17 protein-coding genes are annotated in these 21,944 nt (G+C 65.6%); 10 read left to right on the top strand and 7 right to left on the bottom strand.

Annotated elements, in window-relative coordinates; genetic code table 11:
- Nucleotides 1-2: 2 nt before the first annotated feature.
- Together XH93_RS06850 and XH93_RS06845 are read left to right on the top strand one after the other, a co-directional pair.
- Nucleotides 3-1,109 carry a glycoside hydrolase family 5 protein gene (locus XH93_RS06850; protein ID WP_194472922.1) on the top strand — a complete coding sequence of 369 codons (1,107 nt, stop codon included), beginning with the start codon at nucleotides 3-5 and terminating at the stop codon, nucleotides 1,107-1,109.
- A 106-nt stretch (nucleotides 1,110-1,215) separates the two neighbouring features.
- Nucleotides 1,216-2,688, top strand: coding sequence for a hypothetical protein (locus XH93_RS06845; RefSeq protein ID WP_194472921.1), 1,473 nt, complete (start codon nucleotides 1,216-1,218; stop codon nucleotides 2,686-2,688).
- Nucleotides 2,689-2,700: 12 nt separating this feature from the next.
- Here the strand turns inward: XH93_RS06845 and XH93_RS06840 are convergent, their stop codons facing one another.
- Entirely contained in the window at nucleotides 2,701-3,297 is a 597-nt protein-coding gene (locus tag XH93_RS06840; RefSeq protein ID WP_194472920.1) for a DUF1080 domain-containing protein, read from the bottom strand.
- A 230-nt stretch (nucleotides 3,298-3,527) separates the two neighbouring features.
- On the opposite strand from XH93_RS06840, the gene XH93_RS06835 reads away from it, so the two are divergent.
- The 3 genes from XH93_RS06835 (at nucleotide 3,528) to XH93_RS06830 (ending at nucleotide 4,335) form a co-directional block, all read left to right on the top strand.
- Entirely contained in the window at nucleotides 3,528-3,887 is a 360-nt protein-coding gene (locus XH93_RS06835; protein ID WP_210340448.1) for a hypothetical protein, read from the top strand.
- Complete coding sequence (locus XH93_RS42675) at nucleotides 3,860-3,994, top strand: hypothetical protein (protein WP_256436596.1); 135 nt, start codon at nucleotides 3,860-3,862, stop codon at nucleotides 3,992-3,994. Before XH93_RS06835 ends, XH93_RS42675 begins: the two co-directional genes overlap by 28 nt.
- A 101-nt stretch (nucleotides 3,995-4,095) precedes the next feature.
- Entirely contained in the window at nucleotides 4,096-4,335 is a 240-nt protein-coding gene (locus XH93_RS06830; RefSeq protein WP_139863509.1) for a DUF2171 domain-containing protein, read from the top strand.
- An 18-nt stretch (nucleotides 4,336-4,353) separates the two neighbouring features.
- Here XH93_RS06830 and XH93_RS06825 read toward each other — a convergent pair whose 3' ends face one another.
- On the bottom strand, nucleotides 4,354-8,499 hold the full coding sequence (locus XH93_RS06825) for a GAF domain-containing protein (RefSeq protein WP_194475016.1): 4,146 nt from the start codon (nucleotides 8,497-8,499) through the stop codon (nucleotides 4,354-4,356).
- A 400-nt stretch (nucleotides 8,500-8,899) separates the two neighbouring features.
- Here XH93_RS06825 and XH93_RS06820 point away from each other — a divergent pair, with 400 nt between their 5' ends.
- From XH93_RS06820 to XH93_RS06810, 3 genes are read left to right on the top strand one after another with little or no spacing between them, the layout of a single operon-like run.
- Nucleotides 8,900-9,952, top strand: coding sequence for an Ldh family oxidoreductase (locus XH93_RS06820; RefSeq protein ID WP_194472919.1), 1,053 nt, complete (start codon nucleotides 8,900-8,902; stop codon nucleotides 9,950-9,952).
- A gap of 27 nt (nucleotides 9,953-9,979) precedes the next feature.
- A complete protein-coding gene (locus XH93_RS06815; RefSeq protein ID WP_194472918.1) occupies nucleotides 9,980-11,347 on the top strand; it encodes an LLM class flavin-dependent oxidoreductase in 1,368 nt (455 codons plus the stop codon).
- A 12-nt stretch (nucleotides 11,348-11,359) separates the two neighbouring features.
- The gene (locus XH93_RS06810) at nucleotides 11,360-12,157 is read left to right on the top strand and encodes a fumarylacetoacetate hydrolase family protein (protein WP_194472917.1); all 798 of its coding nucleotides are present in this window, start codon (nucleotides 11,360-11,362) and stop codon (nucleotides 12,155-12,157) included.
- A gap of 235 nt (nucleotides 12,158-12,392) precedes the next feature.
- Here the strand turns inward: XH93_RS06810 and XH93_RS06805 are convergent, their stop codons facing one another.
- Nucleotides 12,393-12,848, bottom strand: a complete 456-nt coding sequence (locus XH93_RS06805; RefSeq protein WP_194472916.1) for an Lrp/AsnC family transcriptional regulator — start codon at nucleotides 12,846-12,848, stop codon at nucleotides 12,393-12,395.
- Nucleotides 12,849-13,004: 156 nt separating this feature from the next.
- Here XH93_RS06805 and XH93_RS06800 point away from each other — a divergent pair, with 156 nt between their 5' ends.
- Nucleotides 13,005-16,478: an indolepyruvate ferredoxin oxidoreductase family protein gene (locus tag XH93_RS06800; RefSeq protein ID WP_194472915.1), complete on the top strand. Its 3,474-nt coding sequence runs from the start codon at nucleotides 13,005-13,007 to the stop codon at nucleotides 16,476-16,478.
- On the opposite strand, the gene mctP is transcribed toward XH93_RS06800, so the two are convergent.
- The 4 genes from mctP to XH93_RS06780 form a co-directional block, all read right to left on the bottom strand.
- Nucleotides 16,449-17,939: a monocarboxylate uptake permease MctP gene (gene mctP, locus XH93_RS06795; protein ID WP_194472914.1), complete on the bottom strand. Its 1,491-nt coding sequence runs from the start codon at nucleotides 17,937-17,939 to the stop codon at nucleotides 16,449-16,451. The genes XH93_RS06800 and mctP overlap by 30 nt on opposite strands.
- Before the next feature lie 10 nt (nucleotides 17,940-17,949).
- Nucleotides 17,950-18,135, bottom strand: coding sequence for a DUF3311 domain-containing protein (locus XH93_RS06790; protein ID WP_194475015.1), 186 nt, complete (start codon nucleotides 18,133-18,135; stop codon nucleotides 17,950-17,952).
- A gap of 157 nt (nucleotides 18,136-18,292) precedes the next feature.
- Nucleotides 18,293-19,261 carry a tripartite tricarboxylate transporter substrate binding protein gene (locus XH93_RS06785; RefSeq protein WP_194472913.1) on the bottom strand — a complete coding sequence of 323 codons (969 nt, stop codon included), beginning with the start codon at nucleotides 19,259-19,261 and terminating at the stop codon, nucleotides 18,293-18,295.
- A gap of 339 nt (nucleotides 19,262-19,600) precedes the next feature.
- Nucleotides 19,601-20,512: a LysR family transcriptional regulator gene (locus tag XH93_RS06780; RefSeq protein ID WP_139480735.1), complete on the bottom strand. Its 912-nt coding sequence runs from the start codon at nucleotides 20,510-20,512 to the stop codon at nucleotides 19,601-19,603.
- A gap of 140 nt (nucleotides 20,513-20,652) precedes the next feature.
- Here XH93_RS06780 and XH93_RS06775 point away from each other — a divergent pair, with 140 nt between their 5' ends.
- Nucleotides 20,653-21,801 carry an HlyD family secretion protein gene (locus XH93_RS06775; protein ID WP_194472912.1) on the top strand — a complete coding sequence of 383 codons (1,149 nt, stop codon included), beginning with the start codon at nucleotides 20,653-20,655 and terminating at the stop codon, nucleotides 21,799-21,801.
- Nucleotides 21,802-21,944: the final 143 nt, after the last annotated feature.

Raw genomic sequence — 21,944 nt, 5'->3', positions numbered from 1 at the left:
CCATGGCCCGGCCGCCGATCCCCGCCATCATCGCCGCCGCATCCCTCCTGCTGTCGGCCGCGGCGCAGGCGTGTCCTGCGCTGATCGAAGGCGTTCCGGCGAACCGGATCGAGGCTCTGTCGCGCGGCGTCAATGCCGACGGCTGGATCGCCATTCCGCAATCGGCGCCGCCGCGCAGCCTGCTGGTCGAGCTGCGCAAGGCTGGCCTCACCCACATCCGCCTGCCGGTGCCGGCCGACTTCGTCATGCCGCGCTTTGCCACGCCGGCGGATCGCGAACAGCGCCTGCGCACGGTCGATGCCGCGCTGAAGGAGCTGCTCGAGCTCGGCTTCGCCGTGTCGGTCGACCTGCATTCCGGCGAGCGCTTCAACGCGCTGCACAAGGACGATCCGACCGGCGCGATGCAGGAGATGAAGGACGCATGGCGCGCGCTCGCACAGATCGTGCAGCGCTATCCGGCCGATCGGGTGTTTGCGGAACTGTTGAACGAGCCCGACGTCGATGCCGCGCAGTGGCAGGGCGAAGCCACCGAGCTCGCCGCGTTCATTCGCCGGCTGCTGCCGCAGACCACGCTGATCATCGGACCGGTGAACTGGCAGCGCGCGGATTCGCTACCGGACTTCAAGCCGCTCGACGATCCCAACGTCGTCTACGCCATCCACTTCTACGATCCGATGGTGTTCACCCATCAGGCGCACTGGGATCCGGCCGAGCCGCTGCATGACATCACCGGCCTGCCCTATCCTGCCCGCGCCGACGACCCGCAGGTCAAGCAGCTGCGGCAGCAGCTCACTGCGCTGAACAAGCGCAACGCACTCGCGATGCTGGAACGCGCGATCCCCGACCGCGGCGTCGACCAATGGCTGGCGCCCGCCGCCGCCTGGCAGCAAAGATATTCGCGGCCGCTCATCATCAACGAATTCGGCGTGCTCAAGGCCGGCGCCCCGCGCGACAGCCGGCTGCGCTGGCTCGCCGCGGTCACGACCTACGCAAGGCAACAGTGCTGGGGCTGGACCCATTGGGAGCTGTCGCAAGGTTTTGGCCTCGCCGATGCCGTCTCGGGCAAGGCCGATCCCGACGTGCTCAAGGCCCTGCTCGGGACGCGCTAGGCGTAGTTGGTTAACCTGGTCTTACACATTGGGCGGCTAGATCGATCGTGCGGCGGTTATTTCCAGGTCAGAGCTCGTGCAAGCAGGGATAGCCCAGCGGCCGCTGATGGCCAACGATCTGATCCCGGCGCTCGGCATCGCCGTGGCGTCGATCGCATTCGTCCCGATTCTGCAGGCGGCCAATGCCGGGCTCGCCATCGTGGTCGAAGCCCTGGTCGGCTGCGCGATCGTTCTCGCGGCGCCAGCCTATGCGCCGTCGGTCGCGATCTTCATCATCTTCTTCCAGAACCTGTTCGTCTCGATCCTGTCGTCATACCTGTCGACCGAGCAGGAGATGGAGTTCGTCAAGGGCTACAACTTCCTGCTCTGCGCCGTGATGTGGCTTTTGACGGTCGGGCTGTACCTGCTGCGCGAGCGCAGGCATTCTCCCGAGATCGACCGGATCATGAAATGGGGCATGATCACGCTGGCGACCGTGCTGCTGTATTGCGCGCTCGGCGCCACGCAGGACCCGCGCGCCGCCATCGTCTATCTGCGCAACATCGCGTTCCCGCTGTTTCTGTTTCAGCTGGCGCTGCTGACCGCGGCGACGTTCGAAATCCGCATCACACCGTTCCTTGTGACCGTTGCGGTGCTGCTGATCGCCTGCGGCTATGTCGAGCTGCTGTTCCGCGATTTCTGGCTCCAGATCACCAACGGCTACACCTTCTGGCACTTCGACGAGCTCAAGGCGACCCGCTCCGGGACCTGGGAAGCCGAAATGCGCGCGACCGGCTTCGTGCCGGTGGATCTGATCGACCGCTTCCGCTTCAGCTTCCTCAACAGCCCGCTGTTCGAGGATCTCGGGCTGTCATCGATCCTGCGCATCCACGGCCCGAACATGAGCGCGATCAGCTTCGGCTACGGCGTTGCGTTCTCGATCCTGTTCCTGTTCTCGGTCGGGCATCGCTGGCTGGCGCTCGCCGCGATCCCGCTGCTGGTGCTCTGCAGCGTCAAGGGCGCGCTCGTCACGGTGATCTTCGTGGGGCTGGCCTGGGGCGCGACCTGGCTGCTCGGCCCTGTCATCACGCTGGTCGTCGGATGCGTCGGGCTCGCACTGTATGCCATCGCGGCGATCTATATCGGATTGCAGATCGGCGACTTTCACGTCATCGGCTTCATGGGCGGCTGGGACGGCTTCCTGAAGAACCCGATCGGGCGCGGGCTTGGCGTCGGCGGCAACCTGTCCGAGGGCTACTTCTCGATCGACTGGAGCGCAGCACAGAATGCCGGCACCATGGACGGCGCGGTGGAGAGCGCCGTCGGCGTGCTGCTCTATCAGATGGGGATTGCGGCCGTGGTGCCGCTCGGCTTTTTTCTCGCCATGGCGCTGCGCGCCTGGCGGCTTTACGCCTCAACCGGAATTCTCACCCAAGGGCTCGCCGCCTTCGGCACGCTGGTCATCGTGGTCAACGGCATCTTTCAGGAGGAGGCGCTGTTCGCGCCGCCGGCGCTCGGGCTGATGCTGTGCCTGACCGGTCTGGTGATCGGCCATCACATGCGCACCCAAGACGGCGGCGACGCGGTTGACGCGCGGTAGCGAACAAGGCGCTCAGAGCGGCTTGATCTGCACCTTGCGGAACTTGACCACGCCCGAGCCGTACTGCAGCGCGATGTAGCCGCTGGCGTGCTTGGAGTCCTGTGCGTCGACGGTCTTCTGACCGTTCAGCGTCACGACGAAATGCGGGCCCTGCGCGGTGATCTCGTAGACGTTCCACTTGCCGGCAGCCTTCGGCATCGGATCGACCTTGCCGACATCGACAATCGCGCCGGTGCCATAGGTCGGGTCCGGCCGCTTGTCGAAGATATTGACCTCGTAGCAGACCTTGGAATCGATCGTCTTGTTGCCTTCGCAGCGGATGAAGATGCCGCTGTTGGCGTCCTCGTCGGTCCAGAACTCCGCGCGGATCTGGAAGTCCTTGTACTGCGTCTTGCTGACGAGATAGGACAGCTCCTTGCCGTCGAGCTTGTCGGCGACCAGCGCGCCGTCCTTCATCTCCCAATTGGCCTTGCCGATCTCGTCCCAATCGCCCTTCTTGGAACTGTCGAGCAGCGTGACCCAGCCGTCCTGGCTGATGGCAGGACTCGAGAATTGCAACGCGGCTGCACTGATCAAGACACAGCTTGCGAGTATCGACAAACGCTTCATCAAGAACGCCCTCCCGTGTTTTGGTTGGCGCGCAACCTAGCATCGTCTGCGGCGGCGACAATCCCCGTTTTTGATATTGCAGCTGCGATATGCGGTGACTGATTGCCTCCTGCTGAGATCAGACATGCGTGTGCGTGTCTTGCCCGCGGCGAACGACCGCGGCTAGCATCGCCCCGCAACAGGGCACGACAATTGCCCGACCAAGCCCATAACGATGGGAGGAAGCGATGATGGCGTCGAACCGCTCCTGGCGATACCTGATGATGCCGCTGGCGTTTGTCGGAATGCTGAGCATCAGCTCCGCGGCCGAACTCAATCCCGCCACCGTCACCTACAAGCTGCCGAACCAGATTCCGTGGGGCCCGGTCGACGCGCGCGGCGCGCAGAATGCGGTCGTGGTCGGCGATCCCGACAAGCCCGGCTTCTACATGGTCTACACCAAATGGACCAAAGGCAATCATTTCAGCCGCCCGCACTTCCATCCCAACGACCGCTACATCGTGGTGCTGCAGGCACCTGGTGGGTGGGCTCGGGCCCGAAATTCGACCCCGAGCACGGCACCGTGGCGATGCCGGCCGGCAGCTTTGTGACCCATTACGGCAAGCAGGTGCATTGGGACGGCGCCAAGGACGAGGATACCGTGCTCCTGATCATGGGCGAAGGGCCCGCGACATCGACGGCGGCCGAGCAGAAGTAGCCGGGAATGGTTCTTCAAGTGCCGTTGGCACTGTCGGCGGGATAGCAACCTTTGCCGCGGCACAACGTTTCATCCCCTCCATCATGACGAGGAGACGACGCATGGCGAGTGCCGCAGATATCAGGGAACATATGGATGTGATCTCGTCGGACAAAAAGACCGTCGGCAAGGTCGATCACATGGAAGGCACCGACAAGATCAAGCTGACCAAGCAGTCTTCGCCCGATGGTCAGCACCATCACTTCATTCCGCTGGCCTGGGTCGATCATGTCGACCAGCACGTCCACCTCAACAAGTCGGGCGCCGACGTCACCGCGCATTGGCAGCACGGCCGTCAATAGCCGCGCCATCCGCGAAGGTCAGCCGGTGGCGCGTTTCGGCTCCAGCTCGATGTCGTCCGCATCGACTTCGTCCTGGCCCATTTCACCCCGCATCGCCTGATCGTCCAGCCCTGGCTGCAGCGGAGGCGAGGCCGGCGCCGGCGCCACCTTCAACAGCTCGGCGAGATCGCGCGGCGGCAGCGGCCGGGAGAACAGAAAACCCTGCATCTCGTCGCAGGCATGGGCGCGCAAGAACTCCTGCTGCTCGGAGGTCTCGACGCCCTCGGCGACGATGGTCATGCCGAGCGCCTTGCCCATCGAGATGATCGCCTGCGCGATCGCGACGTCCTCGGAATCGTCGGGCAGGTCGCGCACGAAGGAGCGGTCGATCTTGATGGTGTCGATCGGGAACTGCTTCATCAGCGACATCGACGAATAGCCGGTGCCGAAATCGTCGATCGCGAGCCTGATGTCGCGGTTCTGGATCGCATCGAGCACGCGGACCGCGCGCGACACGTTGCGCATCACCATGCTTTCGGTGACTTCGAGCTGCAGCAGCGACGGCGACATGCCGCTCGCAAGCAGCGCCGCGTCGATGTCGTCGAGCAGTTGCGGATCGGCGAACTGCCGCGGCGACAGATTGACCGCCATGGTCACCTGGCGCAGGCCGCGGCGCTGCCACGCCATGTTCTGCGCGCAGGCCTCTTTCAGGACCCAGCGGCCGATCGGCACGATCAACCCGATCTCCTCGGCGAGCGGGATGAACTGTCCCGGCGAGACCTGGCCAAGCTCGGGATGGCTCCAGCGCAGCAGCGCCTCGACGCCGCTGATCTGTCCCGTCGCCATGTCGACCTTGGGCTGATAGTGCAACGAGAACTGGTCGCGCTCGAGCGCGCGGCGCAGCGCGCTCTCCATGGTGAGGCGCTCGATCGACTGCGCCTTGATCTCGCTGGAGAAGAAACGGAAGCCGTTCTTGCCGTCCTCCTTGGCGAGGTACATCGCCATATCGGCATTCTTGGTCAGCGTCTGCACGTCGGAGCCGTCGGCGGGATACATCGCGATCCCGATCGAGGCCGTGGTGTGGCATTCGTGCCCGCTGAGCTGCAGCGGCTGGCTGAGCGCGATCAGCAGCTCGCCGGCGATCCGCGCGACATCGTCGCGGGCGGCAGCTTCCTCCAGAATGACGACGAACTCGTCGCCGCCGAGCCGCGCCACCACGTCGCTCACCCGCAACGACCGGCGCAGCCGGTCGGCGATCGCCACCAGCAGCATGTCGCCGGCCTCGTGGCCGAGCGAGTCGTTGATGATTTTGAAGCGGTCGAGGTCGATGAACAGCACCGCGAGCGGCCGGCGATGGCGGTCCGACATGGTGATGGCGTGACGGAGCAGCTCGTTGAAGGTCTCGCGATTTGGCAGCTTGGTCAGGCTGTCATGCGAGGCGAGATACTCGATCCGCTCGTCGGCCTTGTTCTTCTCGTCGGCGCGATCAAAACTCTCGAGCGCGAACGCCAGATTGTCGGCGAGCCGCTGCAACAGCTCGGCGAATTCCGGCGTGAAGGTGTCCTTCTCGATCGCGACGAAGATCATGACGCCGATCACCCGGCCGTGGACGATCAGCGGAAACGAGGCGCCGGATTGCGTTCCATCGGCGCGGGCCCGGGCATGGAAGGCCGCGGTGTCCGGGTCGGCGCAATAGTCGTTGATGATGCAGGGCTTGCCGGAGCGGAACGCCCGGCCGCAAGCGCCGCGGCCTTCCGGATGCGCCGCGCTGGTCGAGAGCGTCACCTGGCGCGCGCCTTCCGCGGCCGGCCCTGCGGTGGCGGCGATCGCGAGATAATCGCTGCCGGGCTGCGCGAGCGCGATGGTGGTGGAGGTGAACCTGCCGCCGGACGCCGCCGCCTCGCAGACCAGCTGATACAGCTCGCTGCGGGACTTCGCCCGCATGATCGCCTCGTTGGTCGCACTCAGCGAGGCGAACATTCGCGACAGCCGTTCGCGCTGCTCGTCGGCCCGCGCCTTCTCGTCGGCGCGGTCGAAATTGTCGAGTGCAAAGGAGACGTTCTCGGCGAGCCGCTGCAGCAGCGCCATCATCTCCGGGCTGAAGGTGCCGAACTCGCCGGACAGGAACACCAGCGCGCCGATCGCCTCGCCATTCTTGAGCAGCGGCAGCGCCGCGCCGGACTTGCTGCCGCTGTCGCGGACGATCTGATAGACATGCGACTCCGGCTCGAAGTCGCTGAGATAGTCGTTGCTGATGCAGGGCCTGCGAGTGCGGATCGCGACCCCGGTCAGGGTCTGTCCCTCCGGACGCGATGCATCGGCCGACAATTGCAGCTCGTGGGCGCGCACCCGATCGGGGCCCGACGCCGCCACGTTCTCCAGGAAGATCTCGCCCGGCCGCACCAGGCGGATCGTCGCCGAAATGAACTGGCCGCCGACCGCCGCCGCGTCGCAGACCAGCTCGAACATCTCGCTGCGGGATTTTGCCCGCATGATCGCCTCGTTGGTCGCGCTCAGCGCGGCGAACATCCGTGTCAGCCGCTCCTTCTGCTCCTCGGTCCGCGCCTTCTCGTCGGCGCGATCGAAGCTATGAAGCGAATACGCCACGTTGTCGGCGAGCCGCTGCAGCAGCTCGGCGAATTCGGAGCTGAAGGTGTTGCGCTTGGCGGAGATGAACAGCATCACGCCGACCGGCTCGTCGCCAACGATCAGCGGGAACGCGGCGCCCGATCGCGCGTCCTCGCGGTCGATCACGTCGCGGAACGGGCTGGTGGCGACCGCGCTCAGGAAGTCGTTGTTGATGCAGGCGCGCCGCGACCGGAACGCCCGGCCACAGACGCCGCGTCCCTCGGGGCGGGCCTCGCTGCGCGAGACGGTGAGACGGCGCGCATTCTCGGCGGTTGGACCTGCGACCGCCATCATCTCGAAGAAGTCGTCGCCGGGTTTTGCGATCAGAATGCTGGTCGAGTTGAATCCGCCGCCATGGGCCGCCGCCGCGCAGACCAGTTCGAACATCTCCAGCCGCGAGCGGGCGCGCATGATCGCCTCATTGGTGGCGCTCAACGCAGCGAACATCCGCGACAGCCGCTCGCGTTCGCCGTCGGCCTTGGCCTTTTCGGTGGCGCGGCCGAAATTGTCGAGGGCGACCGACACGTTCTCCGCGATGCCGGCGAGCAGCGCGATGATCTCCTCGTCCGCCGCCCAGGAGTTGCCGATGAAGAAGATCAGCACGCCGATGCTGTTGCCGAACCGCGTCAGCGGCAGCGCGACGCTGGCCATCAGGCCGCTGCCGCCGCGGGTCTTTGCCTGCGGCGGGCACGCCGATTTCGGGATGTCGCGCTCGATGCAGGGCCGCTGGGTGCGGAACGCGTCGCCGCAGATGCCCTTGCCGTAGACGCTGTCCGGGTCGGTCGAAAAGCGCGTCTGCGTGATCAGGTCGAGGGCTTCGCCGGTGCCGGCGACGGGCTCCAGCCATTGCGTGTCGGGTTCGACCAGCAGCACCACGGTGGCAAAGGACTTGCCGCTGAACACCGCGGCATCGCAGACCCGCTGATAGAGATCGTGCTCGGTCTTGGCGCGCAGGATGGCTTCGTTGGTGGCGCTGATGGCGCCGAACATGCGGTTGAGCCGGCGCATCGCCCGCTCGCCGCCCTTGCGCTGAGCCTCATGGTCGAAATTGTCGAGTGCAAAGGAGACGTTCGCCGCAATGCGCTCCAGCAGCGACACGGTTTCCTCGCCGAGCGAGTGCGGCTCGCGCCGCGTCACCACGAAGATGCCGAGGCTGCGGCCGTTGCAGATCAGCGGCACTGCCGCGGCGGCGCCGACACCGGCGGCGGCCGCGCCGCTGCGCCAGGCCGCCGAGCTGGCGTCGCCGATGTAGTCGTTGCTGACACAGGCCTTCTGGTCGCGGAACGCCCGCCCGCAGATGCCCTCGCCTTCGGGAATGTTGGCGATGATCGAGATGGTGAGGCCGCGCAGCCGCGGAACGTCGTCGCCGCAGCCGGCCGCGAACTTCAGCAGACCGGTATCGGGCTCCAGCAAAAACACGGCAGCGGCCAGGAAGCCTCCGCTGGAGAAGGCGGCTTCGCAGACCTTGCCGTACAGCTCTTTCGGCGATTTCGCGTACAGGATCGCTTCGTTAGTGGCACTCAACGCCGCGAAGGTACGTCCGATGGTCGACTGCACAGTCCTCAACGCCCCTGGGGCTTCCCCCTTCAATCTGGCCCGGGACATTGCCCATGGGAGGCCTAAGCGGAGGTTATTGTATCCGGCAAGTTGCGCGTCAGAGTAAACGCATGACGAACGCGAAGCGCGCTTTTCCGGGGTATTACGGAGCCTTATGTGCCAGGCTGAGGCGCTGCCGGCGCAGCCAGTCGCGGCCGTCGACCCGCGCCGCCGGGCCGGCCAAATTCCGCGTTGCGACCGCGCGCGTTCCACGCGGTGAAATCGGCGCGATGAGCACCCTGCTCCCGGTATGGCGGACCGGATTTTCTGGCCTTGCTCGCCCGGCGGCGCTTTGAGAGGGTGACGTAAACATCGTTAAGCAAGACCCGCCGGTCGCGCAGGCCATTCGCGAGGAACCCCGATGCCGATCGTCCAGGCCGACCGTCTCACGCGCATCGGCGCGGCGCTGCTCAAGGCCGCCGGCGCATCGGAGGAGGAGGCGAACGCCGTCGCCTCGGGCTGCGTCAACGCCAACCTCGCCGGCCACGACTCCCACGGCATCATCGCGATCCCGACCTATATCGACCGCGTCAAGGCCGGCCACATCGTGCCCGGCGCGCAATGGACCATCGTGCAGGAGACGCCGACCACGACGGTGATCGACGGCCATTGGGGTTTTGGGTTCCACGTCAACGCCAAGGCGATGGAGATGACCATCAACAAGGCGAAGACGGCCAATGTCGCCGCCTGCACCGTGTTCCGCCAGAGCCATGTCGGGCGACTCGCGCATTATCCGCTGATGGCGATGCGCGAGGGCATGATCGGGATTGCCGCCGCGGATTCCGGCCGTTCGCCAAAACATGTCGCGCCGTTCGGCGGCCGCGAGGCGCGGCTCGGCACCAACCCGCTCTCGATCGCGGTGCCGTCCGATCTCGAGGCGCCGTTCTATCTGGATATGGCGACCTCGGCGGTCGCTGCCGGCAAGATCCAGCTCGCGGTGGCGCGCGGCGAATCGATTCCGAAGGGCTGGATCATCGACGCCGAGGGCCGCGACACCACCGACCCGAAGGACTACCGCAAGGGCGGCGCGCTGCTGCCGCTCGGCGGCACCGAGGGCTACAAGGGCAGCGGCCTCGCCGCGATGGTCGAGGTGCTGTGCGGCCTCTTGACCGGGCTCGGCTTCGGCGTCGAGCCGACCGGCCGGCACAATGACGGCTGCTTCATGGCGGTGTTCAATGTCGCCGCGTTCCGCCCGCTGCAGCAGTTCAAGAAAGAGGTCGCCGACTTCGCCCGCTATCTGAAATCGACGCCGCCGTCGGAAGGCAGCCGCGGCGTATTCTATCCGGGTGAGGTCGAGCATCTGCGCGAGCTCGAGCGGCGCAAGAACGGCATCGAGATCGAGGATGCGACCTGGGAGAAGCTGAAGGCGCTCGCCGCCGACTACAAGCTCGCAGAAGAGCTCGCGCTTCGCTGACACATTGCCCGAGCACAGGAGAACGACATGACACGGCAGATGGCGCTGGTTGGCTTCCTGCAGGCGCAGAACTGCACCAACCTGCCGGGCTCCTGGCGCCACCCGGAATCGCGCGACGATTCGATGTCGGCGGACTACTACCAGGAGATCGCCCGTATCCTCGAGCGCGGCAAGTTTCACATGGCGTTCTTCGACGATCGCCTCGCGATGCCGGACCGCTACAACAACGATCACGCCCACACCGTCGAATACGGCATCCGCTGCGTGAAGATGGACCCGATCGTGGTGCTGACCACGATGGGCATGGTGACGACGAAACTCGGCCTCGCCTCGACCGCCTCCACCACCTATTTCGAGCCGTTCGACGTCGCCCGGCGCTTTGCCACGCTCGACCTGATGACAAATGGCCGCGCCGCCTGGAACGTGGTGACGTCGGTCAATGACGGCGAAGCCCTCAACATGGGCAAGGCGCAGCATCTCGAGCACGATCCGCGCTACGACCGCGCCGACGAGTTCATGGAGGTGGTGCTCGGGCACTGGGATTCCTGGGAAGACGGTTCGCTGCTGATCGACAAGACAAGCGGCCGCTTCGCCGATCCGACCAAGGTGAAGCGGCTCGACCACAAGGGCGAGTTCTTTGCCTCGCGCGGGCCGTTCACCGTGCCGCGCTCGGCGCAAGGGCACCCGGTCATCATCCAGGCCGGCGCCTCCGGCCGCGGCCAGCGCTTTGCCGGGCGCTGGGGCGAGGTGATCTTCACCGCCTCGCGCAACCTCGCCAGTGCAAAGCAGGGCTATGACGCGATCCGGGGCGAGGCGGTCAAGGCCGGCCGCGATCCCGACCAGATGTTCCTCTGCAATCTGATCACGCCGGTCGCCGGCGCCACCAAGGCGGAAGCAGAGGATCGCATGGCCGTGATCCAGAAACTGCCGCTCGAGATCGACGCGCTGTCGCTGCTCGCCGAAGCGCTCAATTTCGACTTCGGCGCAAAGCCGATCGACGAGCCGCTGACGTCCGAGGAGCTGCAGGGCATGCAGGGCATGCTCGGCATGCGCGACGGCGTGCTGCGCGCCTCCGGCAAGAGCAATCCGTCGACCCGCGACTTCATCACCTTCTCGGGCCGCGCCCAGGTGCAGGATGCGATCGTCGGCGGACCGAAAGAGATCGCCGACCGGCTGGAGGAGATGTTCGTGGGCCGTGGCTGTGACGGCTTCGTGGTCGCGGCGAGCTACGTGCCGGGCTCCTACGCCGATTTCGTCAACCACGTGGTGCCGGAGCTGCAGAAGCGCGGCCTGTTCCACCAGGACTACGCCGGCACCACGCTGCGCGAGAATCTCGGGCTCAAGCGCCCTGCCGCGGGCGCCTGGAAGACGCGCGCGCAGGCCGCCGCCGAATAGAAGGACATCATCATGCGCTGGCTCAAATTCACTGCCGCAGGCAAGACCGCGAGCACTCCTTCCTGGGGCCTCGTCGAGGGCGACACGGTGACGACCGTCAGCGGCGATCCGCTCAGTGAATGGAGCAAGACGGCACAAACGCACGCGCTGAAGGATGTGAAGATCGAGCTGCCGCTGATCCCGCGCACCTTCTACTGCGTCGGGCTGAACTACCTGAAGCATCTGAAGGAGGCCGCCGACAAGGCCGGCACGGTGCCCAACATTCCCGACCGTCCCGAAATCGGCTACCGCGCCCAGAACGCGCTGATCGCCCATGACGAGGATGTCGTGATCCCGGCCTTTGCGACCGAGAAGATTCACTACGAGGGCGAGCTCGCCGTCGTGATCGGCAAGAAAGCAAAACATCTCACCGAAGCCAACGCGATGGATTGCGTGTTCGGCTACACCATCGGCAACGACGTCTCCGAGCGGACCTGGCAGAAGGCCGACCGCGGCCTGTGGCGCGCCAAGAACGCCGACACCTTCAAGCCGATGGGCCCGTGGATCGAAACCGATGTCGATCTCGACACCATGGAGACCGCGATCCGCGTCAACGGCAAGGAAACCGGCCGCTTCCGCACCAACGACATGATCTTCGGCATCGTGCCGTTCCTGGTCGAACTGACCAAGTATTTTACGCTGTGGCCCGGCGACGTGATCTGGATGGGCACCGATGGCGCCTCGCCCGATTTGAAGCACGGCGACGTGGTCGAAATCGACATCACCGGCATCGGCACCTTGCGCAACCGCTTCGTGCGGGAGCAGGCGTGAGATCAGCACGATGGTCGGGCTCCCTCCCCCCTTGCGGGGGAGGGTTGGGGAGAGGGGTACCGCTTGCTCCGCTGTTCATTTAGCCGGGCCCTGACACCCCTTCGTCGCCGCTCGTTGACGCAACGTTTCCCGATCACTTGCATCGTGCCCGGGGCCACCCCTCTCCCCAACCCTCCCCCGCAAGGGGGGAGGGAGCCCAACTAGCGTGCTCGCCTCACGCGCACACGTCGCCGCCTCAAAACGGCAGCGCGACGCCGGTCTTGATTTCCTTCAGGATCACGTTGGTGCGGACGTGGCGGATGCCGGGGATGCGGAACATGAACTCATCGAGGAATTTGTTGTAGGCGTCCATGTCGCGGACGACGACGCGCAAGTGATAGTCGGCGTCGCCGGTGGTCGCAAAACACTCCAGCACCTCGCGGCGCCGCATCACACGGGCGACGAACTCGTCGACGAATGTCGTGTCGTGGCGCTCCAGCGAGACGTGCAGGATCGCGGAGGTCGCAAAGCCCGCCGCTTCGCGCTTCACCAGCGCCGAATAGCCTTCGATGACGCCGGACTCTTCCAGGGCGCGGACGCGGCGCCAGCAGGCCGAGGTCGACATGCCGACGGTGTCGGCCAACTGCTGGTTGGTGGCGCGGCCGTCTTTCTGCAACTCGGCGAGGATCTTCTCGTCTTGCTCCTCAACCACGATTCAGCTCCATTTTGGTAAAATCTACCAGAATTGAACGAATTCAGCAATCTTTTGCCGAGAATGTGTTTCGAGCCGAACAGATAGGTAAGACCTACCAACGGCTCAGGCGTAGCGTTGGGTCTGAGATCACATCGATTCCTTAAGGGGTCAGTCATGGGCCAGATGCCGCAGCTTGACGCCTATCAGCTCTCCGACCGCTACACCCGCCAGCACGGCCGTGTCTTCCTCACCGGAACGCAGGCGATCGTGCGCATCGCGCTCGACCAGATCAGGCGCGACCGCGCCGCCGGGCTCAACACCGCGGGCTTCATCTCCGGCTATCGCGGCTCGCCGCTCGGCGGTGTCGATCTCGAGCTGTGGAAGATCCAGCAGCAACTCAAGGACAGCCGCATCGAATTCTTGCCTGCGGTCAACGAGGACCTCGCGGCCACCGCGGTGCTCGGCTCGCAGCAGGTCGAGACGCAACGGGATCGCGAAGTCGATGGCGTGTTCGGGCTGTGGTACGGCAAGGGCCCCGGCATCGACCGCTCCGGCGATGCGCTGAAGCACGGCAATGCCTATGGCTCGTCGCCGCATGGCGGCGTGCTGGTCGTTGCCGGCGACGATCATGGCTGCGTGTCCTCCTCGATGCCGCACCAGTCCGACGTCGCCTTCATGAGCTGGTTCATGCCGACGCTGCACCCCGCCGACGTCGGCGAATATCTCGCGTTCGGCGAATACGGCTATGCGCTGAGCCGCTTCTCCGGCATGTGGGTCGGCTTCAAGGCGATCTCGGAGATCGTCGAGTCAGGCGCTTCGGTCGAACTGCGGCCGCCGCGCCGGTTCATCCAGCCCGATTTCACGCCGCCGCCCGGCGGCCTGCACTATCGCTGGCCCGATCTGCCGGGGCCGCAGATCGAGGAGCGGCTGGAGGCGAAGAAGCATGCGGTGTACGCCTTTGCAAAAGCCAATCCGATCGACCGCCGCATCTACAACGTCAAGGACGCGAGCTACGGCATCGTCACCACGGGCAAGGCGCATCTCGACCTGATGGAGGCGCTGCGGCTGGTCGGGCTCGATGAAGCCAGTTGCCGCCGCTTCGGCATCGACATCTACAAGGTCGGCATGGTGTGGCCGCTGGCGCTGCACGACGCGATGGAGTTCGTGAAGGGCAAGCGCGAGATTTTGGTGGTCGAGGAGAAGCGCGGCATCATCGAAAGCCAGTTCAAGGAATATTTTTATGACTATCCGGGCGCGAAGCCGGAGCGGATGGTCGGCAAGCATGACGAAACCGGCGCACGGCTGATCTCGTGGATCGGCGAATTGTCGCCGCTTATGCTGGCCGGCGTGCTGGCGCGGCGGCTCGATCCGATGTTTCCGGAGTTGCAGCTGGCGCGGCGCGTGGCTGAACTCGCGCCGGAGCAGGACCGCACAATCGCCGTGCCGGGCGCGACGCGGACGCCGTATTTCTGCTCGGGCTGCTCGCACAACACTTCCACAAAGGTGCCCGAAGGCTCCAAGGCATTAGCCGGTATCGGCTGCCACTTCATGGCGAGCTGGATGGACCGCGAGACCTCGTCGCTGATCCAGATGGGCGGCGAAGGCGTCAACTGGGCGGCGTCGTCGCGATTCACCGGCAACAGCCACGTGTTCCAGAATCTCGGCGAAGGCACCTACTACCACTCCGGCTCGATGGCGATCCGCCAGGCGATCGCGGCAAAGGCCAACGTCACCTACAAAATCCTGTTCAACGACGCGGTGGCGATGACCGGCGGCCAGCCGGTCGACGGCCCGGTCAGCGTGCAGGCGATCGCACACAGCGTCCGCGCCGAGGGCGTGTCGCGGATCGCGCTGGTGTCGGATGCGCCGGCGCAATTCTCGCCCGCCGATTTTCCCTCAGGCGTCACCATCCATCCGCGCGAGGAGATGGACGCCGTGCAGCGCGAGCTGCGCGCAATCTCCGGCGTCACCGTGCTGATCTATCAGCAGACCTGCGCCACCGAGAAGCGGCGGCGGCGCAAGCGCGGCACGCTTCCCGACCCTGCGCGCTTTGCCTATATCAACGACCTCGTCTGCGAAGGCTGCGGCGACTGCTCGGTGGAGTCGAACTGCCTCAGCGTCGAGCCGAAGGAGACGCCGTTCGGCCGCAAGCGCAAGATCAACCTGTCGACGTGCAACAAGGACTTTTCCTGCCTCAACGGCTTTTGCCCGAGCTTTGTCACCATCGAAGGCGGCAAGCGGCGGGCGAAAGCCGCAAGCGCGATCGATCCGCTGGCGCGTGCCGCCACGCTGCCGACGCCGGAGCTGGCGATGCTCGACAAGCCCTATGACCTGCTGGTCACCGGCGTCGGCGGCACCGGCGTGATCACGGTCGGCGCGCTGATCGCGATGGCGGCGCATCTCGAGGGCCGCGGCGTCTCGGTGCTCGACTTCACCGGCTTTGCGCAAAAGTTCGGCCCGGTGCTGAGCTATCTGCGGCTGTCGGCGGCGCCCGAAGCGCTGCACCAGGTGCGGATCGACCAGGGCGCGGCCGATGCGCTGATCGGCTGCGACCTCGTGGTGAGCTCGTCGGCGAAAGCCTCCGGCTCCTATCGCAAGGGCATGCGCGCCGCGGTTAACCTCGCGGAGATGCCGACCGGCGACGTGGTGCGGTTTCGCGATGCCGACCTCGCCTCGCCGGTGCGCTTGCGCGCCATCGAGCGGGTGATCGGACCCGGCAATCTCTCGAGCATCGATGCCAACGCGCTGGCCGAGCGGCTGCTTGGCGACAGCGTCTACGCCAACATCATGATGCTCGGCTTTGCCTGGCAGCAGGGCCTGGTGCCGGTGTCGCTGGACGCGCTGACGCGCGCGATCGAGCTCAACGGCGTCACCGTCGAGCGCAACCAGCAGGCGCTGGCCTGGGGCCGGATTGCGTTCGCCGATCCGGAGTTCCTGCCGAAGACCGAGGATGCAGCCAGCAAAGGGTCCGAGACGCTCGACCAGATCATCGCGCGGCGCGCCGATTTCCTGCGCGACTATCAGGACGAGGCCTATGCCGCGCGCTATCGTGCAACGGTCGACCGCGTGCGCCGTGCCGAGGCGGCGCTTGGCAGCGAGAGTCTCACCGAGGCCGTCGCCCGCGCGCTGTTCAAGCTGATGGCCTACAAGGACGAGTATGAGGTGGCGCGGCTGCATATGCAGAGCGGCTTCCTCGACGAGCTCAGGCGAGAATTCGATGGCGATTTTCGCGTGCAGTATCACCTCGCGCCGCCGCTGCTGCCGGCGCGGCTTGATGCGCGCGGACGGCCGCGCAAGCGCGCCTTCGGCCAGTGGATGCAGACACCGCTCAAACTGCTGGCGCGGCTGAAAGGGTTGCGCGGCACGCCGTTCGATCTGTTCGGCTACACCGCGGAGCGGCGCGCCGAGCGTGCGCTGATCACCTGGTACGAGGCGCTGATCGACACGATCATCAGCAAGCTCGATGCGGCGCGGCTGCCCGAGCTCGTCGCGCTGGCCAAGGCGCCGATGGAGATCCGTGGCTACGGCCCGGTGAAGGACGCCGCGATCGAAAAAACAAAGGCGGAAGTGGCGCGGCTGACCGCGCAACTCTCCGCCCCTGTTGACGCGGGCGACGGCTCAGGCCGCCGCGCCGCGCTTGGCGGGTGACACCAGGCTGACCACGACGGTCGCAAGCACCGCGACCGCGATGTTCAGCAGCAGCGCGCCGAGCCCGACATAGAAGGTGTAGCTGGCATCGCCGAGCGAGATCGAGGCCAGCGGCTTCAGCCCGTTGCTCCACGCCGTATAGGTGCCCCAGCCGATGCCGACGGCCCAGCCGAGCAGCAGCCCCTCGGCGCGGAACCAGACGGTGAACAGGCCGAACACGAGCGCGGGAAGCGTCTGCACGATCCAGAGCCCACCAAGCAATTGCAGGTCGAGCGCATATTGCGTCGGCAGCAACAGGATGAAGGCCAACGCGCCGACCTTCACCACCAGCGAGGTGATTTTGGCCACCGACGCCTCGCCGGCATGCGAAATGTCCGGATTGACGTAGGACTTCCAGACATTGCGGGTGAACAGATTGGCAGCGCCGATGCTCATCACCGCCGCCGGCACCAGCGCGCCGATCGCGATCGCCGAGAACGCAAAGCCTGCGAACCATTCCGGGAACAGCGTCTTGAACAGCATCGGCACGACGTCGTTCGGCGATGTTACCTTGATGCCTGCCGCATAGGCCATGTAGCCGAGGAGCGCGATCAGGCCGAGCAGCAGCGTATAGGCCGGCAGCAGGATCGCGTTCTTGCGAATGGTGTCAGCCGATTTCGAGGCGAAGATGCCGGTCAGCGTGTGCGGATACATGAAGGCCGCGAGCGCCGATCCCAGCGCCAGCGTGGCATAGGGCAGATATTGCGCCGGCTTCAACGTCAGCCCGGTGGCGCCGCCCTTTGCCGTGAAGGCGTCGTTCGCCGCGGCGAACACCGCGCCGTAGCCGCCGAGCTTTGCCGGCACCACGACCACCGCGGTCAAGACCACGATGTAGATCATGATGTCCTTGACGAAGGCGATCAGCGCCGGCGCGCGTAGCCCGGAGCTGTAGGTATAGAGCGCGAGGATCACGAAGGCGGCGATGATCGGCAATTCGCCCGACAGCCCCATCGCCTTGATCACGACTTCCATGCCGATCAGCTGCAGCGCGATATAGGGCATGGTCGCGACCAGGCCGGTCAGCGCCACTGCGAGCTCGAGCGCGCGCGAGGCATAGGCGGCATGCACGACGTCGGCGGCGGTGACGTGCCCCGCGGCATGCGCCTTCTTCCACAGCACCGGCATCACCGCGAACACGAAGGGATAGACGATGATGGTGTAGGGCAGCGCGAAGAAGCCGTAGGCGCCGACGGCATAGACCAGCGCCGGCACCGCGATCACGGTGTAGGCGGTGTAGAAATCGCCGCCGACCAGGAACCAGGTGATCCAGGTGCCGAACTGGCGGCCGCCGAGACCCCACTCGTCGAGATGCTCGCCGACCGGACCGGACTTCCAGCGCGCGGCGAAGAAGCCCATCACGGTGACGAGCGCGAAGAAGAAGACGAAGACGGATAGCGCGATCCAGGCGATCCCGTTGTTCATGGCCGCCCCCTCACCGCGTCTCGTCGCGCTCAGGCGCGCGGCTGCGATAGACCAGCCAGATCAAGAGCGAGGAGATCGGCACCCAGGCGAGCTGGTACCAGTAGAAGAAGGGAAAGCCGAACAGCGACGGCTCGGCGAAATTGTAGAACGGCACCCACAGCAAGCCGATGAACGGCAGCACTAACAATATCCACATCATCAGCCTACTCATTAAGCCACATCGTTGCCCGTGCGCGGCGATCTCGCCGGCACTGCCCCGCGATCAACGATCCAGGAACCTGTTCGTTGCGTCTAGAATCACGGTTACGGCAATGCGACGCAAAAAGATGTGATCGTCGCCTCGCGCATGGCAGCTACTCCAACTTGATGCCGGCGTCCCCGATCACCTTGCGCCAACGCGCCTCCTCGCCGGCAAAGTAGCGGTCGAGCTCGGCCGGCGGCGCTGCGACCATCACGAGGCCCTCATTGAGGCCGAGCTTCTTGAAGGCGTCGGACTGCACCGCTTTGGCGGCGGATTTGTTCAGGCGCTCGATCACATCAGGCGGGGTGTTCGCCGGCGCGAATAGGCCGTACCAGGATTCCGCGACATAGCCCGGCACGCCGGCCTCCGCCACCGTCGGCAGTTGCGGGAACGCCGCCGAGCGCTCGGCCGAGGTCACCGCGATGGCGCGCAACTGCCCGGCCGCAACCAGCGACGCGCAGCTCGCCACCGTCGTGAACATCACCTGGATCTGGCCGCCGAGCAAATCGGTGATCGCCGGCGCCGCGCCCTTGTAGGGCACGGTGGTGAGATTGACGCCGGCCAGATGCTTGAACAACTCACCGGCGAGATGCGCCGAGGTGCCGGTGCCATAGGTGCCGTAGGAGAGCTTTTCCGGATCGGCCTTCGCGGCCGCAATCAGATCGGCGATCGATTTCACCGGCGAGGCCGGATTGACCACCACGATATTGAAGGAGCGCGCGACCAGCGCCACCGGCACAAAATCCTTGTGCGGATCGTAGGGCAGCTTCTTGTAGAGGCTCGGATTGACCGCGTTGGCGAACGTGCCCATCAGCAGCGTGTAACCGTCGGCCGGGCTGGTGGCGACGCTCTGGGTGCCGATGATGGTGCCCGCGCCCGGCTTGTTCTCGATGATGATGGTGCCGCCGAGATCCTTCTGCATCTCCTGCGCCAGCGTCCGCGCCACCACATCGGTGCCGCCGCCCGGCGCGAACGGCACCACGATCTTGACGACATGGTCGGGGTAGGCGGCGAAGGCGGGTGAGTGCAGCAACATGTTTGCTGCGATCGCGAACAGGATGGATGCGAGGAAACGATGCATTGGTGGGCCTCGGCGGCTGGCGGCGTCTCCTTCATACACGCGTACGCCATGCGTGCGACGCGGGCGGTTATGAGCGAAGGAAGCGCTGCGCGCGACACTGCCCGACCCGTCATCCTGAGGTGGCCGCTTCTTCAGCGGCCCTCGAAGGATGCACGGCCCGGCTGGTGGCCGTCGATCCTTCGAGGCTCGCCGAAGAGGCTCGCACCTCAGGATGACGGGGATGGAGTTGCTTACGCGGCTCGATCCACGTCATTGCGAGCGCAGCGAAGCAATCCATCGTTCCGCATTCGCCCAGGCATGGATTGCTTCGTCGCTATCGCTCCTCGCAATGACGGCAGCTCACGAATACGGATTGATCAACTTCTGCTGCTCGGTGGCGTGGTGGACCAGGAGGTCGATGAAGGTGCGCACCTTGGCCGAGAGGTGATGGCGGTGCGGATAGACCGCGTTCATGGTGAACTCGACCGGCCGGTATTCCGGCAGCAGGCGGACCAGCTGCCCCGACTCCAATTCGTCGCGCACCAGAAAGCCCGCGGCGAGGAAGACGCCGACGCCGGCGAGTGCCGCGAGCTTCAACGTTTCGCCGCTGTTGGAGATCAGGTTGCCCGCCACCCTCACCGCGGCCGGCGTGCCCTTGCGGTCGATGAAATGCCACTCGTCGCCGAACGGATAGTTGGCGTGACGCATGCAGTTGCGCGTCGCGAGCTCGGCGAGCTGCTCCGGCTTGCCGTGCGCTTCGATATAGCCGTGCGAGCAGCACAGCACATGGCGCCAGGTCGCGATGGTGCGCACGATCAGGCTGGAGTCCGGCGGCGGCACCATGCGCACCGCAAGATCAAAGTTCTCGTCGATCAGATCGACATTGCGCTCGCCGATTGCGAGGTCGACCTTGACCTCGGGATAGGTCGCGAGGAACTCGGCGACCGCGGGCGAGAGGAACTGGACGAGATGGGTGTTGGTGAAGATCCGCAGCGTGCCGCGCGGCACCGATTGCTGTGCGCCGGCGAGCTCGTCGGCCTGCTCGATGTCGGCGAGGATCTGGATGGCGCGGTCGTAATAGGCCTGGCCGATTTCGGTGAGGCTGACCTTGCGCGTGGTGCGGTTGAGCAGCCGCACGCCGAGGCGGTCCTCCAGCGACTGCACGTGGTTGCTCACCATGGTCGTCGACATGTTGAGCCGGCGGCCGGCCGCGGAAAAGCCGCCGGAGTCCACGACCCGGACGAAGGCGGTCAGGCTGGTCAGGCGGTCCATGTAGCAAGCCCGGGATTGTCAGCGCTGGCTTGATAATGCTTCCAGTTTTATCGGGATTATCACAGCGGGGAGGACATTGCATCTAAGGCAGTTGAAAGGCGCCCTTTCTGCAAGGACGCACGCTCGACCCGGAGGATGCCATGTCGACGACCACCTATGTCCCTGAAGAATCGACAAAAATCGACGTCCGCCCGTCACGGAAGGTGATCAAGCGGGCGGCGCTCGCGCTGGCCGCGGCGCTCGGCATCGCCGTCGCCGCCGACTTCGGCTACGACTACATCACCACCGGCCGTTACCTCGAGTCGACCGACGACGCCTATGTGAAGGCGGATACCACCATCATCGCGCCGAAGGTGTCGGGCTATATCGCCCGCGTGCTGGTCACCGATAACCAGCCGGTGAAGGCCGGGCAGCTGCTGGCGCAGATCGACGACCGCGACTATCGCACCGCGCTGAACCAGGCGAGGGCCGATGTCGATGCTGCTGAAGCCGCGGTGCGTAACCTCGATGCGCAGCTCGCGCTGCAGCAGTCGGTGATCGATCAGAGCAAGGCCGACGTGACCGCCGCCGAGGCCAATCTGAAATTCGCGCAGGAGGAGCAGACCCGCTACGACGGGCTGATGAAGAGTGGCTCCGGCACCATTCAGCGCGCGCAGCAGACCGACGCCGCGCTGCGCGCCAACACCGCGCAGCTGCAGGGCGCGAAATCGGCGCTGTCAGCCGCCGAGCGCAAGGTCGACGTGCTGACGACACAGCGCGCGCAGGCGGTGGCGCAAGCCGATCGGGCGCGCGCGGTCGAGCACCAGGCCGAACTGAATCTTTCCTACACCGAGATCAAGGCGCCGGTGGACGGCACCATCGGCGCCCGCACGTTGCGGGTCGGACAGTATGTGCAGGCCGGCACGCAACTCATGGCCGTGGTGCCGCTCGACGCGGTCTATGTGGTCGCCAATTTCAAGGAGACCCAGCTCACCAATGTGCGCAACGGCCAACCGGTCGAGCTCACCGTCGACAGCTTTCACAACACCAGGCTGAAGGGCCATGTCGACAGCCTGTCGCCGGCCAGCGGCCTCGAATTCGCATTGCTGCCGCCCGACAACGCCACCGGCAACTTCACCAAGATCGTGCAGCGCGTGCCGGTGAAGATCGTGCTCGACGACCACAACCTCACCGGCCTGCTGCGGCCGGGCATGTCGGCGGTGCCGGTTATCAACACCAAGGCGACGGTGGTTGCGGAGCGCGAAACGAAGCGGCGCGTGGCGGCGGCGGGCAAGCCGGACGGCGGGTAGCGGCAACAGTCAACGACAGATGAAGCGCGATCGATCGTTGCGTCGGTCGCGCTCTTTCTGCAGCTCTTTCTTCGCACCACAAGCAACGGCAGTGGGGCTCCCTCCCCCCTTGCGGGCTACAACATTCACACATCGTGGGAGGC

This window comes from Bradyrhizobium sp. CCBAU 51753, assembly GCF_015291565.1.
Classification (GTDB): Bacteria; Pseudomonadota; Alphaproteobacteria; order Rhizobiales; family Xanthobacteraceae; genus Bradyrhizobium; species Bradyrhizobium ivorense.
This window is presented reverse-complemented; position numbering and strand designations above follow the sequence as displayed.

Excerpts from the sequence above, each read along its gene's own strand:
- XH93_RS06785 (WP_194472913.1), bottom strand. The coding sequence starts at position 19,261 with ATGCATCGTTTCCTCGCATCCATCCTGTTCGCGATCGCAGCAAACATG.
- XH93_RS06850 (WP_194472922.1), top strand. The coding sequence starts at position 3 with ATGGCCCGGCCGCCGATCCCCGCCATCATCGCCGCCGCATCCCTCCTG.
- XH93_RS06775 (WP_194472912.1), top strand. The coding sequence starts at position 20,653 with ATGTCGACGACCACCTATGTCCCTGAAGAATCGACAAAAATCGACGTC.
- XH93_RS06780 (WP_139480735.1), bottom strand. The coding sequence starts at position 20,512 with ATGGACCGCCTGACCAGCCTGACCGCCTTCGTCCGGGTCGTGGACTCC.
- XH93_RS06800 (WP_194472915.1), top strand. The coding sequence starts at position 13,005 with ATGGGCCAGATGCCGCAGCTTGACGCCTATCAGCTCTCCGACCGCTAC.
- XH93_RS06790 (WP_194475015.1), bottom strand. The coding sequence starts at position 18,135 with ATGTGGATATTGTTAGTGCTGCCGTTCATCGGCTTGCTGTGGGTGCCG.
- XH93_RS06815 (WP_194472918.1), top strand. The coding sequence starts at position 9,980 with ATGACACGGCAGATGGCGCTGGTTGGCTTCCTGCAGGCGCAGAACTGC.
- XH93_RS06820 (WP_194472919.1), top strand. The coding sequence starts at position 8,900 with ATGCCGATCGTCCAGGCCGACCGTCTCACGCGCATCGGCGCGGCGCTG.
- XH93_RS06840 (WP_194472920.1), bottom strand. The coding sequence starts at position 3,297 with ATGAAGCGTTTGTCGATACTCGCAAGCTGTGTCTTGATCAGTGCAGCC.
- mctP (WP_194472914.1), bottom strand. The coding sequence starts at position 17,939 with ATGAACAACGGGATCGCCTGGATCGCGCTATCCGTCTTCGTCTTCTTC.
- XH93_RS06830 (WP_139863509.1), top strand. The coding sequence starts at position 4,096 with ATGGCGAGTGCCGCAGATATCAGGGAACATATGGATGTGATCTCGTCG.
- XH93_RS06835 (WP_210340448.1), top strand. The coding sequence starts at position 3,528 with ATGGCGTCGAACCGCTCCTGGCGATACCTGATGATGCCGCTGGCGTTT.
- XH93_RS06810 (WP_194472917.1), top strand. The coding sequence starts at position 11,360 with ATGCGCTGGCTCAAATTCACTGCCGCAGGCAAGACCGCGAGCACTCCT.
- XH93_RS06845 (WP_194472921.1), top strand. The coding sequence starts at position 1,216 with ATGGCCAACGATCTGATCCCGGCGCTCGGCATCGCCGTGGCGTCGATC.